The organism is Ewingella sp. AOP9-I1-14 (genome assembly GCF_052375995.1).
In the GTDB taxonomy this organism is placed as follows: domain Bacteria; phylum Pseudomonadota; class Gammaproteobacteria; order Enterobacterales; family Enterobacteriaceae; genus Ewingella; species Ewingella allii.
This window is the reverse complement of the sequence record NZ_JBQSVA010000007.1, coordinates 197,961-212,138: the sequence shown is the minus strand read 5'-3', so window position 1 is coordinate 212,138 and position 14,178 is coordinate 197,961. Positions and strand designations below refer to the sequence as shown.

The window sequence follows — 14,178 nt, the reverse complement described above, 5'->3', positions numbered from 1 at the left end:
TTAAGGCACTGCCCCAGCAGAATAGGAAATGAGGGATCTGCTTCATGAAGATCCCTCATGAATTATCTGTTATTCACAGATAGCCTTACACCGCCTTTTCACGCGGACCAAACTCGTCCCCGATTTCAGGCCAGGCAATAAGGGGCAGGCGATTCACCCCCGGCTTGGCAAACAGGCTGCCCTGAAAATGGCAAATCCCCGCCGCTTCGAGCCACATCCACTCCTCGACCTGCTCTACGCCGGTCGCCGTCAATGAGATCTCAAGTGACGAACAGAACTTAATGATCGAAAGAATAATCGCCTGTTTCGGCCCGCTTTTATGCACGTCTTGGATCAGGCTCGGTTCAATCATTAGCTTGTCGGGCTGCATCTGAGTCAGCTGTAGCAAGCCCGCCGAGCCTGCGCCGAAGTTCTCCACCGCCAGTCGCATGCCGGAAGCCTTGAGCTTTTTCATTGCCAAGTAGAACGGCTCTTCCGCCGTGATTGAGCCGTTTTCACTTAACGCGATAACCACCTGTTCCGGCACCAGCCCGCTGGCGGCTATCTCCTGAAGGAGAAACTCCACCGCGTTCGGCGCATTGGACAGGGTCATAGGCAGCAGTGAGATAGTCAGGCTTTTGTCACCAATGCCGAATTCACTCGCCATCGCAAAAGCGTGCCGCTTGGACTCGAGATCGGCGCTGTAGATATTCTTATGTTCAGACCGCGCGTAATACCCCAGCGGCGAGCCGCCTTCCGGGTCGCAGAGTGTGGAGACAAACGAAACAATCTGTTTTTTGAGTGGATCGACAACGGGCTGGAAGGCGTAACTGCACTCCGCAGAGGGGGATGCCTGAACCGGGTAGGACTGAGAGTGATCGACCACAAAGGACCAGGTGTCCGGCGAGGGAATATCAAGATAGTTTTCTTTCTCGCGCGCCTGCACAAAGGTGGAAAGAAACTGCAATGCGCGGTCATCGTAGGTTAAGCGATACTTCGACGTCCCTTTATCCAACACGGCCTGAAATACCACGTCCTCGCTATAGGTTCTGAGGTCGAAAAGCTCCATTCCCACCTTGCCGAATCGGCGCGAAGGCGCGTGGTCGCGCATCAGTTCCACCACGTTGTTATGGCGTTTATCCATGGCAATTTTAGCAAAGATACTGTCAACGGCGTCCTCTGGACCTTCCAGCAGTTGGAAAAAGTGGGTGTCATCGTGCAACAGGATGCCGGTGACCGAGGATTGGCTGTTGGTCATGCTGGCTTTAGCGACCATATTGTCCAAATCATCAAGCTGGGTGTTGCTGCTGATTTGGCTGCGGTAGACGAGGGTCAGGAGCATGTAGGGGACCTTGGATTAGTAATTCAGGGTAAGACCCTATCAGAGAATGCAGGGTGAGAGCCAAGGATTAAGTAAAATTGCCGGGTAAAAAATGAGATCTAATTGGGCAATTTAGCGGAAAGTTGATGAAGCGTCGTGAAGACGCTTCAGTCAAAAGAAAGTTACTTGTTATCGACAAGTCCCAGTTCAATTAAGCTTTTAGCCGTGGCGATAATCGCCTGTTCAGGCGAGCGAGGCGCCCAGCCTAATAAACTTCTAGCCTTCGCGTTAGTCACATTCATATCTACACTCAGCAGTTTGACCATCCCCAGCATGACCGGATTTTTATCGGCGGCGGCCCGCGCCATGTCACGCACCACCTTTGCGCAAAATTTCAAGCTTATTGCGGGCATGACCCCAATTGCCTATTTGACACAGTGGCGCGTGCGTCTTACCGAACGGACATTGTCCGAAGGAGAAGAACAGATTGCCGTGGTGGCTCACTCACTGGGTTATGCTTTGGTGAGTGCTTTCAATACCATTTTTGAACGAGAGACCGGTCTGTCCCCCAAAGCTTGGAGACTGGCTGTGCGGTCTTCGCCTGCCATTTGAAAATCTAATCAATTAATTCGCATACCTTTCATCTGAAAAATCAGCTTTGTATATGCAATATCGATTGCACCTTGTTACAAACTCCCGCAGGAACCAGCCTCGAACGCTAACCACATAACTCGTCATATTGGTCCGCGAAATAGGTGTAGCTATGGTGATTGCTGAACAGTTCTATCAAAAACTTCAACCGCTGTTTAAACAGCTGAACGTGCCTGCGATTGAGTGCAATCCGCATGGATACTATGCGTTGCCGCTCGAGAGTGGCCAAGAGGTCTTTCTGGAACTTACGGAAAACATGTCCTTGATTATCATGGGGATGTTGCCGTTGCCTGAAAACCCAAGTGAGACGCTGCTGCTTGAATTGCTTCAGGCCAACCTGAATATCGAGGAGCAGCCTGTCATTACCGTTGCGGCTGATAAAGAGGGCGCACAACTGGTGATATGGGCCGCCTTGCCGCTAAAAGATCTTCTTCACGATACGCTTATCTCCTTATTTGAACGCCTCGTCTGGACGCTGTCGGTAATTGGTCGCTGGTGTCAACCTGCCGTCCCACAAGCCCGTTCGGTCACCAAAGATGAAGAAAAGCTTTTACTTCAGCGCCGTCAGGTTGAAGCCCTGATGTCGCAACGTTAAAACAGCACGTAGGAGAGAAAATGAGTACGATTTCTGCCAGTCAAATAGCACCGCATATCGCGATTGAATACCATCGTCAGGAGGACTATTTTGCCGCTGAAAGCGCATTACAAAAGCTGAATAGTCGCCCAAATGGCCGCAGCCTGCTGAATGAACTGCGTGATCTAAGCAGCAATGGCCGCTACGTTAAAGTCAAGGTGACGGCAATGGCTAACACCGTGGCCCGCCCGGTGCTAACGCAATCTCAGGTCAGCCGCTTTAAGCTGTCCAGCAGCGAGTATGACCAAGCCCATAATAAGAAAGCTACCCAGCTAGCGCAGAAGCAGACGCTGGGTATGAAAGGTGAGGGAACGAGCGCCAGCGTGGACTGGAACCCGCGCCAATCCGTGGCGATTGACGCTTATGGGCGTCCAAGCCTGATGGACGATACCTCGCTGGCGTTTGTATCTTTGGCCCATGAGTTAGTACACGGCTATCGCATGCTGAAGGGGACATACACCGGCGGGACTTCGGACCGTTACGATAATAGCTCTCCGGCCGGGCAGGAGGAGGCGCGCGCGGTGGGCATTGGCAAGTTCGCCAATGAGGCGCTTTCTGAGAATGGCATCCGCCATGAACATGGCCTGCCGCTGCGCGGCCAGTACGCCGCAGGGTAATGGCTGTGAGTTAACAGGTGATACAGGCTCACCGGCTAAACCGATGAGCCTGATGGGTTAATTTTGCGCGAACGCTCAGAGAGTTTAGCCGGGATCATTACCCCTGAAATGGGAAAAGCCCTGACGGCGGCCCGCGCTGAAGTCAAGAAGTGCGCTGCCACGCTTGACTGGATTGCCAGCAATGGCCCCGCCATCCTCGCCGATGAGCCTGTGTCTGTTGAAAATGACGATAGGGTACTCTCTGACTGTCAGGGTAAGTGTCTTGCCGTGAAACTGGGTGCTGAAGTGGCCGATCTGTCGGACACAATGCGCTTAACCCTTGAGGCTGGTACTTCAGGGATAATCTCACGTCTGGCGGAAGCCTTAGAAAAGGGAATAGACGAAGGATCTCTGACGATTGACGATACGCCCCGCATCGTGGCAGAAAGTCTCTACCAGCTTTGGGTAGGCGCAAGCGTCATGGTTAAGATTGTTCGAAATACCGGGCCTTTTGATTCGGCGCTGAACACGACAAGAAAAATTATTCATATCACCCCCTAAGCGAGGGACGGCGGCTAGCAGGCCAAAGGCCTGCTCTAAGGTTTCTAAGCAATAACACAGTGCCGATCAACCTTTTATATTCAGCTTGGCACGCAGCTGCCACATCACAACGCGCCAGTCGAACCAATAAGTAGTCGGTGCTGACATTGATCATTGATTTGCAACCAAGAAATAGCGCCCTGGAGTTCAGCATCTAACTTTACTAAAGCAAAATCAATTTCACTGTAGCGAGAATCAAACTCTACTTCGGGACTTATGGAGAAGTTCAAACTCATTGCAGTATCTCTTCATCAGAATGCCATTTTTAATATCGGGACATGCTCACTCCTGCGTTGAAATAGAGGCGAGTGGAATAACTTCCCGAATGAAAATTGTTTTTGATCAAGGAAATTTAGCGTTTTTTAAAGGCAAATAATAAGGTCGTCTTGGGATCGTTGCACAAGTAATATCCCTAAGAGGTATGCGGAATATATAACCAATCTTGATGGAAAGCAGATGGCCTATATTGCTCATGGGCCATCTGCAATAAGTCAACGAACGGGGGTGCTTTTTTTAGATTTCGGAGAGCTGGCTTCGGCAATAGAGGTTAGTTTCACATCCGTATTTTTCTCTTCTTCCAGCGTTTCGAGCAGGAGTTTTGCTGCCTCGGTATAACCGAGTTTTTTCGCCAGCGCCGCGAGCGTGCCATAGGTGGCAATTTCATAGTGCTCCACTTTTTGCGCGGCGCCGATTAGACCGGCATCTAGCACTTCGCCTTTTTCTACTGATTCGATAAGTTCCTGCGCTTCTTCTACCAGACCTTCAAGCGCGTGGCATTTCATACGCTTAATGCGAATATCAGCATGTGACTCAGCCACTTTATCAAGGCGCTCAATTTGACCCTGAGTTTCTTCCAGGTGAAGTTTAAACGCATCAACTAATTGAGGATCCGTTGCTGCACGCGCCATTTTTGGAAGTGCTTTGGTAATTTGTTTTTCTGCGCTGTAAACGTCAGATAAATCATGATTAAACAACTCTTTTAAAGTAGTAATAGGCATCGAAACTTCCTCTCATTAAAAAAATAACACCTCTAAAGAATAGTCGGGTGAGAAAATAAAAAACTCAATTAAGATTTATCTTACTCCATGAGATTTTATTTAAATGCGACGAAACAGCTAATTATGCATACGTAAGCTTATGTATAACTTGAGTTAACAGGCTTACAACCCCTTTAATTAACCTATGCTTACAAGATGAGTCATTTAGACAAAGACATTTTAATTATCTATTAATAATGGAGAGGAATTTCCACCTTATGACTATTTATTAAAGGAAAAAGGATATGATTTCTTATAATCAACATACTCGGTATTTAAAAAAATAATACAGAGCTCATCCATTGATAACCTTAATAAAATATCCTCTAGACACACTTAAATTGCAAGTGCAGCAAGGATTGCGGCTTCCATTTTCTCCGGGGTAGCGATCGGAGCAAAACGCTTGAGCGGTTTACCGTCGCGTCCAATCAGAAATTTAGTGAAGTTCCACTTGATTTTGCCACCCAGCACGCCGGGTAGTTCATTTTTTAGATGGCGAAATACCGGGTGCGCTGCCGTTCCGTTGACCTGTACCTTCTCGAAGATAGGGAAGCTCACTCCGTAGTTAATATAACAGGTCCGCGCGATTTCGTCGGCGTCGCCTGGCTCCTGTTTCCCGAACTGGTTGCAGGGGAAACCCAGCACCACCAAACCTTGGGAGGCGTATTTATTGTAGAGCGTTTCAAGACCGCCGTACTGTGGCGTGAAGCCACATTGGCTTGCAGTATTCACGACCAAAACCACCTTACCGGCGAAGTCGCCCATAGAGATAAGCTTGCCGTCCAGACTGGTGGCGGTAAGTTGATAAAAGGTAGTCATATCGGAATCCTCTAACTAGAAATAGCTCGACGTTGAAATTGCCACTTTATCTAATATATGTAAATAATCAGAGGGGCCGCAGGTTTTCAAAATCAGGACGGAGACTTCACAAAAGTCCCTTATCTATTGAGTGATTAAAATGTAAGATTTATAACTTAATTCGCCATATTTAACATAATCAATGTTATACGCACCAAAATTATCAACGCAAAGCGCTATGCAGTTGCTGCAAAAAGCGGCGGAGCACCGGCAATCTTACACATATTAGTCCCTGTTTAACCTAAACTTGACTCCACCCAACCCGCTTCAGCCGACCCAAGTCGCGACGCCGGACGTTGCCAAACCAAAGGTAAGCCGCCGACTAACAGTGGAGATTTACATCGTTTGGCCTCGCCCCACGGCGTTTTTTCTATTTCCAGAGACAAATCGTCGGGGCTGATTTCCAAACCCTGCGCGGCGACGGGGGCACGCGGCAGCTCAGCCAGCGAGTGCGCTACACGCGCCAGAGACAAGCGCGCCGTTGATGCGCGATTGTCAGTCAATCGCCAAACCAGAGCGCGGATCACCGCCGCCGCCATTAAATAGCCCGTAGCGTGGTCGAGCGCCTGCACCGGCAGCGGCACAGGCCGGTCCGAATGCGTTCCTTGCATGCCGCAGTGAGCGATCCCGGAGTTCATTTGCACCAGGCTATCAAAGCCGCGCCGCCCGGCCCACGGACCACACCAGCCATAGGCATTGAGAGAAACATCAATCAGACCCGGATTGATGCTGCGCCGCTCGGCTTCGCCATAGCCCAGTCGGACAAGAGCATCGGGGCGATAGCCGTGCACCAGCACGTCGGCTTCGGCCAGTAATCGCTCGAAGGTAGCTCGCCCGGCGGACGTTTTAATATCCAGTCGCGCGCAGCGTTTGCCCAGTGTCACCTCGGGGATCACCGAGGGTTCATCCCACTCCGGCGGGTCTAGCCGCAGCACTTCTGCCCCATAACCGGCGAGGAATCGGGTGGCTATCGGGCCTGCCAGTACGCGGGTCAAATCCAGCACTTTTAGACCCGCCAGTGGCCTTTTTTCTTCAGGTTGCCAAGTTGAGTAAGGAGATTCCGCCTCAGCGGATGACCAGGCAATCAGTGGCTCTGCCGCCACGGCTTTGCCCTGCGGATGGACCTGCCACTCGGCCAAACTGCGCATAACCGCCGCGCAGCCCTTTTGCTCCACAATCGCTGTTTCCAGTGCCTCGCCGGGCCATTTCGCCACCTCTTTCATCACCGCCTCCCGGTCGTCGGCACACTGCAAAACCTTTAGCGCGGCGGCTTTGTGGTGCGGCGCGTTGGTGTGCAGACGGATCCAGCCATCTTGGTTTTTATAGTCTCCGGCAATGGAATCCCATAAGGCGGGCATCTGCCAGCCAATAGGCCGTATTGACCAACTAAACCACAGCGAAGCCAGTTTACGGTCAACCTCCACCTGCGGCTTGTGCCCAAATTGCACTTTGATGAGTTCAGCCAGCGCCATTCCCGCCGCGCCAATCGCCGCAACGGCAAAATCAGTGACCGGGAACTCAGAAGCCAATTGCGCCGTGCCTTGCACATCGAACTGAGTTAACGCTTCTTGAGGGAGATGCAGCGCCTGCCGAGCTTGATCAAAAAAAGTCATGGTTACATTCGTCATATGTCCGCCTGAGTAAACTGGATTTGAGGGAGCAGTGGGCCATCTTTTAACCCCAGAATAATCTTGCTAATGTTGACGTCAATCTTGACTCGAATCATCAACATTAACCTGAGGATCGCCATGGTGTGGATAACGGCCGCAGAAGCCCTGAGCATTTTGAATGTCCGCCCGCAAACGCTTTATGCCAATGTCAGCCGGGGAAAAATCCGCGCGCGGCCGTACAGCAAAGACAGTCGTCGCAGCCTTTATCACCGCGAAGATGTGATACGCATGACGAAGCGCACCAACGGTCGCCGCACGCTAGAAGTGGTGGCCGCGCAGGCCATTGAATGGGGTGATCCGGTGCTGCCTTCGGCGATTTCGACGGTGATTGACGGGCGGCTTTGGTATCGCGGGCAGGACGCGGTGGCGCTATCACGTACAGCGTCGTTGGAGCAGGTCGCGGCGCTGCTGTGGGAGTATCCGCAGGCGGACTTCCAGCAGGCGCTGGTTGGCGGCGGCCGCCCTACTCGCCATTTCAAAGGCTTTGCTCAGGCTTCGGCAGCCGGACTGGTGGCTCTGGCCAAGCGCAGCGGCAGTGATTTACCCTCAACGGGGCGCGCTCTTTCGGTACTTCGCGCCGAGGCGGCAGGCGTGTTCGCTACGCTTACCGAAGCCATGCTTGGTATCGACATAACCCTCGGTGGAAGCACGCTCAGCAAGAGTTTGGCCCAGACATGGCAATGCCCCGAGGCGGAAAACGTGCTGCGCCGCACGCTGGTGCTGCTGGCCGAACATGAGTTGAATGCCTCGGCGTTCGCCGTGCGGGTGACTATCTCAACCGGCGCATCACTGGCCGCCGGAGTGCTCTCCGGGCTGGCATCCTTGACCGGGCCTCTGCACGGTGGTGCTTCGCACTCGCTCAACGTGCTGGTTGACTCGACCCGGCGAGTTGGCGCGCAGAAGGCCGTGAGGGAGTGGTTGGCGCAGGGGCGGACACTGCCGGGCTTTGGGCATCCGCTCTACCCCGACGGTGACGTGCGAGCCAATGCCATCATGGCGATGTTGCCGAGCGGCGGGCCTTACGGCGAACTGATGGAGTATGTGGCACAGGCGGCGGGCGAGCGCCCGAGCATAGACTTCGCCCTCGCCCTGCTGGCGGACACTTACAACTTGCCAGTGGAAGCGCCCTTTATACTGTTCGCCGTCAGCCGCTGTTCCGGCTGGCTAGCCCACGCGCTGGAGCAGGTCGCCGCCAGTCGGCTGATCAGGCCGCGAGCGCGTTACGTCGGCATCACGCCCAATACACTTTAAGATCTGGCGCTAAACCCCACTACGCCAGCACCACCGCAGTGGCTTCTATCTCCACCAGCAGCCCGTCGAGCGCCAGTCTTGGCACGGGCACCAACGTGCTGGCCGGATAAGGCCCCTCACCCCAAATGCGCTTGGCGGCGGCAGACCAAATCGGCAGCAGCGCCTCGGTGTGGTTCACGATATAGAGATTGATGCGCACAATGTCATGCACGGTTCCCCCACCGGCCTGAATCACCGTTTTCATGCCAGCCAGCGCGCCGGCTAATTGTGCCGAAAAATCAAGGGGCTGGCCATTGTGGTGAATGTCTCCACACTGGCCAGAGGCAAAAATTGTCCGCCCCGCCAGTGGCGCAGTCACTACATGGGTGTAACAGCTCGGCGTAGGATCATGCAGACCTTTAGGATTGATATGGACCAGTTTTGATGAGCTTGGCTGTGACATGGGGTCTCCCGATACTCTGGATAAAACTAGGGTGTAAATGCTTACTGTAAAGCCAGAAAATCGATATTCCAAGTAATTCCTTTGTAAATTAAGTGCTAGGTTCATTCCATGGCGACACTCAATCACGCGTAATCAATGATCGGTCTTCAATTCAGGCACAAAGCAAAATTATGGGGTTTATCCTAGGTTTTAAGGCCAAATGAATAAGATTTTTCATAGCGTAATAAAACTAACTTCATTTTATTCATTAACGATGCTTTTAATTTTCTCTTTTTAAACGCAGAAATAATGCGATGTAAAACAGGCGAAGAAATAACCATTGACTTCAATAAAGCACCAATAAATACTTGCATACTATTTAACCTTGCGCCGTGAAATACATTACACCACGGGCTAGTGGTGCCTAAAAATAATGAGAGATCCCCACTGCTTCTCTCAAATAATTAAGGGATGAATATAATGACTCAGCATTATCGTGAGATTTTTGCCGTTCCTGGCGTTTTGGGATTGGTTATCTCTGGGACCATCGCTCGCCTGACATACGCCATGATGGGTATTGGCATTATTACCATGCTGGTGATGCAAACCGGGCACTACGGCCTGGCTGGCACAGTAGCGGGAATATTCACCCTTTCCAGCGCGCTGATCGCCCCCCAGGTGGCAAAGTTTGTCGATAACACGGGCAGCGCCGCGTCCTGCCCTGGGTGACGGTGTTCAGCACGCTGATGCTGCTCTCGCTGATTGCGGCGGCTTCTATGGGTTTTCCGGCACCGGTTTTGTATCTTCTGGCCATCCTTGCCGGCACCATGCCTAGCATGTCGGCCATGATCAGAGCCCGCTGGGCGGCAATGTTTCGCGATAGCCACCATCTGCACACCGCCTTCTCTCTCGACACCGTGCTGGCTGAAATAACCTTTATTGTCGGTGCCCCTTTAGCCATTGCCCTCAGCTCGGGGCTGTTTGCCGAAGCCGGGCCTCTGATCGCCGTGCTGCTGCAAATTCTGGGGATTACGGCTTTTCTGATGCAGAGAAGGACGGAGCCGAAGGTGGTGGCTGGAGGCACTCTCGACGGCAGCTCGGTATTAAAAACACCGGGCCTCGCCACCATTGTATTGGTGCTGTTAACCATGGGGGTGATGGGCGGCACCATCGACGTGTCGGCGGTGGCCTTTGCCAATGAGCATGATTGGCCGACCTCGGCCAGCATCATGCTCGCCGCCTACGCGCTAAGCTCCATCTTATCCGGCCTGATGTTTGGCGGGCTGCGCCTCTCGATGCCGATGCCAAAGCAGTTTTTCATCGGCACATTGCTCACGGCGTTGACCATGGTCCCTACCCTGTTTTCGCCTAATGTCCTCACGCTGGTGTTGACGCTGTTTGTGGCGGGCATCTCATACGCCCCGACCATGATTGTCGCGCTTAATATTGGCTCAAAAATTATTGCGCCGGGTAAAATAACCGAAGGGTTAACCTGGATGATGACGGGGATCAGCGTCGGCGTGGCCATTGGCGCGGCGTCGGCAGGCGCGGTGGTAGACGGTTACGGCGCACGGGCGGGATTGGTGCTTGGCACCTTGGCTGGCTTAATTATGCTTATTGTTTTGATAATCGGCTGGAGCAGGCTGCGCGACGCCAACCTAAATGTCTCTATCAATTAATTAATTTGGATGGATGTAAAGTGTCTTCCCCACTTATACATCCACCCTATTTCTATGCTGAATGCATTACTTATGTAAAAAATACAATCTTATATACATTAAAATCGGCAGAATAAAGATAATGGTGACCGCGATTCTATATTTTAGCGTTTTAGATAATGCCTGTTCTCTGTGGTTTACTTCTGATAATGATTTATCTTTGGCTTCAGATTGAGATTCAGCGTAAGGCTCATGAAAATCAGGGCTATTAGCGTGTTGTCTGTCTTTGAGAAGGGCATTTTTCTTGCGACGCCAATCCCACCAGGTCAGGGCGATGATTAAAATAGGTACGATAATCACGTACAAATTATATTGTGGATTCATTTTCACTCCTTGAGACATTTCGTATTAGAGATTTATTTTTTCATAAATTTAACAAAAGAACCACATTGAACTTGATGTGATGATCATTCGCCAACATGCCCCCGCAGCGGCTCCCACGAGGTGGGTTAAAATAGCTAAGGCGCCGCAAAAACTTGCCGCTTCAACCTGATTCATAAGAGAATGGCGATTCCCACGTGACTACCCGAAAACACTGGAGATTATCATCGCCCCTCTTCGCCGCTTTTCCAGGCTAACTAAGGTTCTACGCTTAGGTGCAATTTTTGCCGGTGCCCTGTGGCTGGCTAGCTGTTCCTCCACGCCGCCAAAATCTCTAGTCACCCCACTGCCGCCGGTGGCGAAACAGCCTTTACCGGATAAATCTTCGCATGTGCAAGAGCCAATGCGCGGCGTCTGGCTGACCACGGTGTCTCGCCTCGACTGGCCGCCAATCTCTTCGGTGAATGTGAGCAATCCGGCAGTTCGCATTAACCAGCAGCAAAAAGCGCTGACCGACAAACTGGATAAGCTGAAAAGTCTGGGTATCAACACAGTGTTTTTCCAGGTTAAGCCCGACGGTACGGCCCTCTGGTCTTCGAAGATTCTGCCTTGGTCGGACGTGATGACGGGGCATATAGGTCAGGATCCGGGCTATGACCCACTGCAGTTTATGCTGGATGAAGCACACAAACGCGGCATGAAAGTCCACGCCTGGTTCAACCCTTATCGCGTGTCGGTCAATACCAAGCCGAGAACCGTGGCGGAGCTTAACCGCACCCTGTCAATGCATCCGGCCAGCGTCTTTGTGCTGCACCGCGACTGGATCCGCACCGCCGGTGACCGTTTTGTGCTCGACCCCGGCATTCCCGAAGCGCGCGACTGGATAACCAGCATCGTGGCGGAAGTCGTGTCGCGCTATCCGGTCGACGGCGTGCAGTTTGACGATTATTTCTACAACGAGTCGCCGGGCTCGACGCTCGACGATAGCCAAACTTTTAGCAAATATGGTCAGGGGTTCAGCTCGAAAGCCGACTGGCGTCGCCACAATACCCAACTGCTGGTTGAGCAGGTGTCGCGCACCATTAAGCAATTGAAACCTAACGTGGAGTTTGGTATCAGCCCGGCGGGCGTGTGGCGAAATCGCTCACAGGATCCGGCGGGTTCCAACACCCGCGGCGCGGCGGCCTATGATGAATCCTATGCTGACACTCGCCTCTGGGTGCAAGAAGGATTGCTGGATTACATCGCGCCACAGCTCTATTGGCCCTTCGCGCGCGACGCGGCGCGTTATGACGTGTTGGCAAAATGGTGGGCCGACGTGGTGAAGCCGACCCATACCCGCCTCTACATAGGTATTGCGCTGTACAAAGTCGGCGAACCCTCGAAAAACGAGCCAGACTGGATGGTCAGCGGCGGCGTGCCAGAGCTGAAAAAACAGCTTGATCTCAACGACGCCGTGCCGCAAATCTCCGGCACCATTCTGTTCCGCGAGGATTACCTCAACCAGCCGCAAACCCAGCAAGCCGTCAATTATCTGCGTACACGCTGGGGAAGTTAATCATCCCCTAACTCCAGATAGCGGTGTTCATCAAAACGTTAGAGGACCTGCGTAGGTGTCTCTTGTGGGCGGGGGGCAGCCCAACACGGATAGCCCAGCACCTCGCCCAAAATCCTTACGCCATCATGGATCTGCTCAACGCTTAACCCCGCGTAACCCAAAATTAGCCCGGCAGGGTTTGAGTCTTCTGACTGTGCTGACTCGGCAAATAGCGGTGAGAGAGGATAAACGCCGACCCCGCACTCAAGGGCCGCCGCTTGCAGTGCGCGCTCATCCTGTGGGCGAAAGTGCGGCAGCAGGAGGACACCGTGCAACCCTGCGGCCATGCCCGTCAGGAAGCCTTGCTCCGGTAAATATTGATCGACGGCTTCCATCAGCGCCTTGCGGCGGCGCTCATTCTCCCGGCGCAGGCGGCGGATATGGCGCTCATAGGTTCCCTCCTCAATCAACGCGGCGAGAACGTTTTGCTCCCAGCGTGCCGAATGGCGATCAGCGATCAGTTTGGCTTGGCGGAACACGGCCACCAGCTCGCGCGGTACGACCAGATATCCAAGCCGCAGCTGTGGGGAAAGTGCCTTGGAGAAGGTGCCGACATAGATCACCCGCCCCTCGCCGTCAATGGATTGCAGCGCATCGATAGGACGCTGGCCGTAACGAAACTCACCGCCATAATCATCTTCAATGATCCACGCCCTTTGCCGGCTTGCCCATTGCAGCAGTGCCTGCCGCCGGACGATGGGCAGCACCGCGCCCGTAGGGAACTGGTGTGACGGTGTCACATAGGCCAGTCGCGCGGCCGCGTTTTCCGGCAGCAGATCGGCCTTTAGCCCTGCGGCATCCACGTTGATGGGCAAGGCCGTCGCGCCGGTGGCTTCGAAACAGTATCTCGCCATGCGATAACCCGGATTCTCGAAAACAAATTTATCACCGGGGTTGAGCAACAGTCTGGCGCACAGGTCCAGCCCCTGCTGCGAACCATGGACAATAACGATCTGCTCGGCATCACACATTAATCCTCGGGCGCGGCGCAAATAGCCTTGTAAGGCCAGCCGCAGGCGAGCCTCCCCCTCCGGCTGGCTGTAATAGAGACTGGACTGACGTTTAACCAGCTCTCGGCGGTAGGCGCGTTGCCAGCTCTGCGCGGGGAAATCCTGCGAGGCAACCGAGCCGTATTTGAAATCAATCTGCGCCCGAGGTGAGGTTGTTCGGTAAGACGCCATGGCGGCGACTCGCTGACCGTAATCCGAGAGCCGGGTCGAAAGCTTCTGCTCCGATGGCGGTGGGCTTGTGGCTGATGGGCTGTTAATCAGGGGGGCAACTCTGGCGGCCTTGCCAGCGGAAGTGATCACGAAACCTTCGGCAGCCAGTTGCTCATAAGCCGCCGTCACCGAGGTGCGAGACACGCCCAGCTCGGCGGCCATGGCGCGCGTAGACACCAGCTTCGCGCCTGCCTCCAATAAGCCGTCCTCGATTTGCCCCCGCAAACTGGCATAGATGCGCCGCTCCACACCTCGTAAAGTAACCTTCGATTTAGCAACAAACTGGCCCATGTAAAAACCTCAA

General features: G+C 53.2%; 18 protein-coding genes. 8 read left to right on the top strand and 10 right to left on the bottom strand.

What is annotated here, in order from left to right; genetic code table 11:
- Positions 1-85 precede the first annotated feature (85 nt).
- Both ACT3RT_RS18580 and ACT3RT_RS18575 read right to left on the bottom strand, forming a co-directional pair.
- Positions 86-1,321, bottom strand: coding sequence for a diguanylate phosphodiesterase (locus tag ACT3RT_RS18580; protein ID WP_496203538.1), 1,236 nt, complete (start codon positions 1,319-1,321; stop codon positions 86-88).
- 161 nt (positions 1,322-1,482) lie between these two features.
- The gene (locus ACT3RT_RS18575) at positions 1,483-1,668 is read right to left on the bottom strand and encodes a hypothetical protein (protein ID WP_496203537.1); all 186 of its coding nucleotides are present in this window, start codon (positions 1,666-1,668) and stop codon (positions 1,483-1,485) included.
- Between ACT3RT_RS18575 and ACT3RT_RS18570 the strand changes: the two genes are divergently transcribed.
- The 4 genes from ACT3RT_RS18570 (at position 1,667) to ACT3RT_RS18555 (ending at position 3,742) form a co-directional block, all read left to right on the top strand.
- Positions 1,667-1,912 (top strand): helix-turn-helix domain-containing protein, encoded by a 246-nt coding sequence (locus ACT3RT_RS18570; RefSeq protein ID WP_485903312.1) that lies wholly within the window; start codon positions 1,667-1,669, stop codon positions 1,910-1,912. The genes ACT3RT_RS18575 and ACT3RT_RS18570 overlap by 2 nt on opposite strands.
- 151 nt (positions 1,913-2,063) lie before the next feature.
- Positions 2,064-2,546, top strand: coding sequence for a CesT family type III secretion system chaperone (locus ACT3RT_RS18565; protein WP_496203536.1), 483 nt, complete (start codon positions 2,064-2,066; stop codon positions 2,544-2,546).
- A gap of 20 nt (positions 2,547-2,566) precedes the next feature.
- Positions 2,567-3,202: a XopG/HopH/AvrPtoH family type III secretion system effector gene (xopG, locus tag ACT3RT_RS18560; protein WP_353504132.1), complete on the top strand. Its 636-nt coding sequence runs from the start codon at positions 2,567-2,569 to the stop codon at positions 3,200-3,202.
- Between the two features lie 63 nt (positions 3,203-3,265).
- Positions 3,266-3,742, top strand: a complete 477-nt coding sequence (locus ACT3RT_RS18555; protein WP_353504131.1) for a TetR family transcriptional regulator C-terminal domain-containing protein — start codon at positions 3,266-3,268, stop codon at positions 3,740-3,742.
- 104 nt (positions 3,743-3,846) lie between these two features.
- On the opposite strand, the gene ACT3RT_RS18550 is transcribed toward ACT3RT_RS18555, so the two are convergent.
- The 4 genes from ACT3RT_RS18550 to ACT3RT_RS18535 all read right to left on the bottom strand — a co-directional run bounded on the left by ACT3RT_RS18550 (position 3,847) and on the right by ACT3RT_RS18535 (position 7,304).
- The gene (locus ACT3RT_RS18550; RefSeq protein WP_496200727.1) at positions 3,847-4,017 is read right to left on the bottom strand and encodes a hypothetical protein; all 171 of its coding nucleotides are present in this window, start codon (positions 4,015-4,017) and stop codon (positions 3,847-3,849) included.
- A 255-nt stretch (positions 4,018-4,272) separates the two neighbouring features.
- On the bottom strand, positions 4,273-4,779 hold the full coding sequence (locus ACT3RT_RS18545; RefSeq protein WP_485903310.1) for a YciE/YciF ferroxidase family protein: 507 nt from the start codon (positions 4,777-4,779) through the stop codon (positions 4,273-4,275).
- A 375-nt stretch (positions 4,780-5,154) separates the two neighbouring features.
- Entirely contained in the window at positions 5,155-5,637 is a 483-nt protein-coding gene (locus ACT3RT_RS18540) for a glutathione peroxidase (RefSeq protein ID WP_485903309.1), read from the bottom strand.
- A 275-nt stretch (positions 5,638-5,912) separates the two neighbouring features.
- A complete protein-coding gene (locus tag ACT3RT_RS18535) occupies positions 5,913-7,304 on the bottom strand; it encodes a CoA transferase (protein WP_496203535.1) in 1,392 nt (463 codons plus the stop codon).
- Between the two features lie 120 nt (positions 7,305-7,424).
- On the opposite strand from ACT3RT_RS18535, the gene ACT3RT_RS18530 reads away from it, so the two are divergent.
- Positions 7,425-8,597, top strand: coding sequence for a citrate synthase family protein (locus ACT3RT_RS18530; RefSeq protein WP_496203534.1), 1,173 nt, complete (start codon positions 7,425-7,427; stop codon positions 8,595-8,597).
- A 19-nt stretch (positions 8,598-8,616) separates the two neighbouring features.
- On the opposite strand, the gene ACT3RT_RS18525 is transcribed toward ACT3RT_RS18530, so the two are convergent.
- Positions 8,617-9,039, bottom strand: a complete 423-nt coding sequence (locus tag ACT3RT_RS18525; RefSeq protein ID WP_485903306.1) for a RidA family protein — start codon at positions 9,037-9,039, stop codon at positions 8,617-8,619.
- 182 nt (positions 9,040-9,221) lie between these two features.
- Positions 9,222-9,392 carry a hypothetical protein gene (locus ACT3RT_RS18520; protein WP_496203533.1) on the bottom strand — a complete coding sequence of 57 codons (171 nt, stop codon included), beginning with the start codon at positions 9,390-9,392 and terminating at the stop codon, positions 9,222-9,224.
- Between the two features lie 106 nt (positions 9,393-9,498).
- On the opposite strand from ACT3RT_RS18520, the gene ACT3RT_RS18515 reads away from it, so the two are divergent.
- Together ACT3RT_RS18515 and ACT3RT_RS18510 are read left to right on the top strand one after the other, a co-directional pair.
- On the top strand, positions 9,499-9,747 hold the full coding sequence (locus tag ACT3RT_RS18515; protein WP_496203532.1) for a hypothetical protein: 249 nt from the start codon (positions 9,499-9,501) through the stop codon (positions 9,745-9,747).
- Between the two features lie 2 nt (positions 9,748-9,749).
- A complete protein-coding gene (locus tag ACT3RT_RS18510) occupies positions 9,750-10,697 on the top strand; it encodes an MFS transporter (RefSeq protein WP_496203531.1) in 948 nt (315 codons plus the stop codon).
- Between the two features lie 66 nt (positions 10,698-10,763).
- On the opposite strand, the gene ACT3RT_RS18505 is transcribed toward ACT3RT_RS18510, so the two are convergent.
- Complete coding sequence (locus tag ACT3RT_RS18505; RefSeq protein WP_485903303.1) at positions 10,764-11,060, bottom strand: hypothetical protein; 297 nt, start codon at positions 11,058-11,060, stop codon at positions 10,764-10,766.
- Positions 11,061-11,280: 220 nt separating this feature from the next.
- On the opposite strand from ACT3RT_RS18505, the gene ACT3RT_RS18500 reads away from it, so the two are divergent.
- Entirely contained in the window at positions 11,281-12,615 is a 1,335-nt protein-coding gene (locus tag ACT3RT_RS18500; protein WP_496203560.1) for a glycoside hydrolase family 10 protein, read from the top strand.
- Positions 12,616-12,653: 38 nt separating this feature from the next.
- On the opposite strand, the gene pdxR is transcribed toward ACT3RT_RS18500, so the two are convergent.
- Positions 12,654-14,165 (bottom strand): MocR-like pyridoxine biosynthesis transcription factor PdxR, encoded by a 1,512-nt coding sequence (gene pdxR / locus ACT3RT_RS18495; RefSeq protein WP_496203530.1) that lies wholly within the window; start codon positions 14,163-14,165, stop codon positions 12,654-12,656.
- Positions 14,166-14,178: the final 13 nt, after the last annotated feature.

What these genes read in the sequence shown, in the direction of transcription:
- ACT3RT_RS18575 (WP_496203537.1), bottom strand. Translation starts at nt 1,668, where the DNA reads ATGGCGCGGGCCGCCGCCGATAAAAATCCGGTCATGCTGGGGATGGTC.
- ACT3RT_RS18550 (WP_496200727.1), bottom strand. Translation starts at nt 4,017, where the DNA reads ATGAGTTTGAACTTCTCCATAAGTCCCGAAGTAGAGTTTGATTCTCGC.
- ACT3RT_RS18535 (WP_496203535.1), bottom strand. Translation starts at nt 7,304, where the DNA reads ATGACGAATGTAACCATGACTTTTTTTGATCAAGCTCGGCAGGCGCTG.
- pdxR (WP_496203530.1), bottom strand. Translation starts at nt 14,165, where the DNA reads ATGGGCCAGTTTGTTGCTAAATCGAAGGTTACTTTACGAGGTGTGGAG.
- xopG (WP_353504132.1), top strand. Translation starts at nt 2,567, where the DNA reads ATGAGTACGATTTCTGCCAGTCAAATAGCACCGCATATCGCGATTGAA.
- ACT3RT_RS18565 (WP_496203536.1), top strand. Translation starts at nt 2,064, where the DNA reads ATGGTGATTGCTGAACAGTTCTATCAAAAACTTCAACCGCTGTTTAAA.
- ACT3RT_RS18545 (WP_485903310.1), bottom strand. Translation starts at nt 4,779, where the DNA reads ATGCCTATTACTACTTTAAAAGAGTTGTTTAATCATGATTTATCTGAC.
- ACT3RT_RS18515 (WP_496203532.1), top strand. Translation starts at nt 9,499, where the DNA reads ATGACTCAGCATTATCGTGAGATTTTTGCCGTTCCTGGCGTTTTGGGA.
- ACT3RT_RS18505 (WP_485903303.1), bottom strand. Translation starts at nt 11,060, where the DNA reads ATGAATCCACAATATAATTTGTACGTGATTATCGTACCTATTTTAATC.
- ACT3RT_RS18525 (WP_485903306.1), bottom strand. Translation starts at nt 9,039, where the DNA reads ATGTCACAGCCAAGCTCATCAAAACTGGTCCATATCAATCCTAAAGGT.
- ACT3RT_RS18580 (WP_496203538.1), bottom strand. Translation starts at nt 1,321, where the DNA reads ATGCTCCTGACCCTCGTCTACCGCAGCCAAATCAGCAGCAACACCCAG.
- ACT3RT_RS18540 (WP_485903309.1), bottom strand. Translation starts at nt 5,637, where the DNA reads ATGACTACCTTTTATCAACTTACCGCCACCAGTCTGGACGGCAAGCTT.
- ACT3RT_RS18520 (WP_496203533.1), bottom strand. Translation starts at nt 9,392, where the DNA reads ATGCAAGTATTTATTGGTGCTTTATTGAAGTCAATGGTTATTTCTTCG.
- ACT3RT_RS18570 (WP_485903312.1), top strand. Translation starts at nt 1,667, where the DNA reads ATGTCACGCACCACCTTTGCGCAAAATTTCAAGCTTATTGCGGGCATG.
- ACT3RT_RS18530 (WP_496203534.1), top strand. Translation starts at nt 7,425, where the DNA reads ATGGTGTGGATAACGGCCGCAGAAGCCCTGAGCATTTTGAATGTCCGC.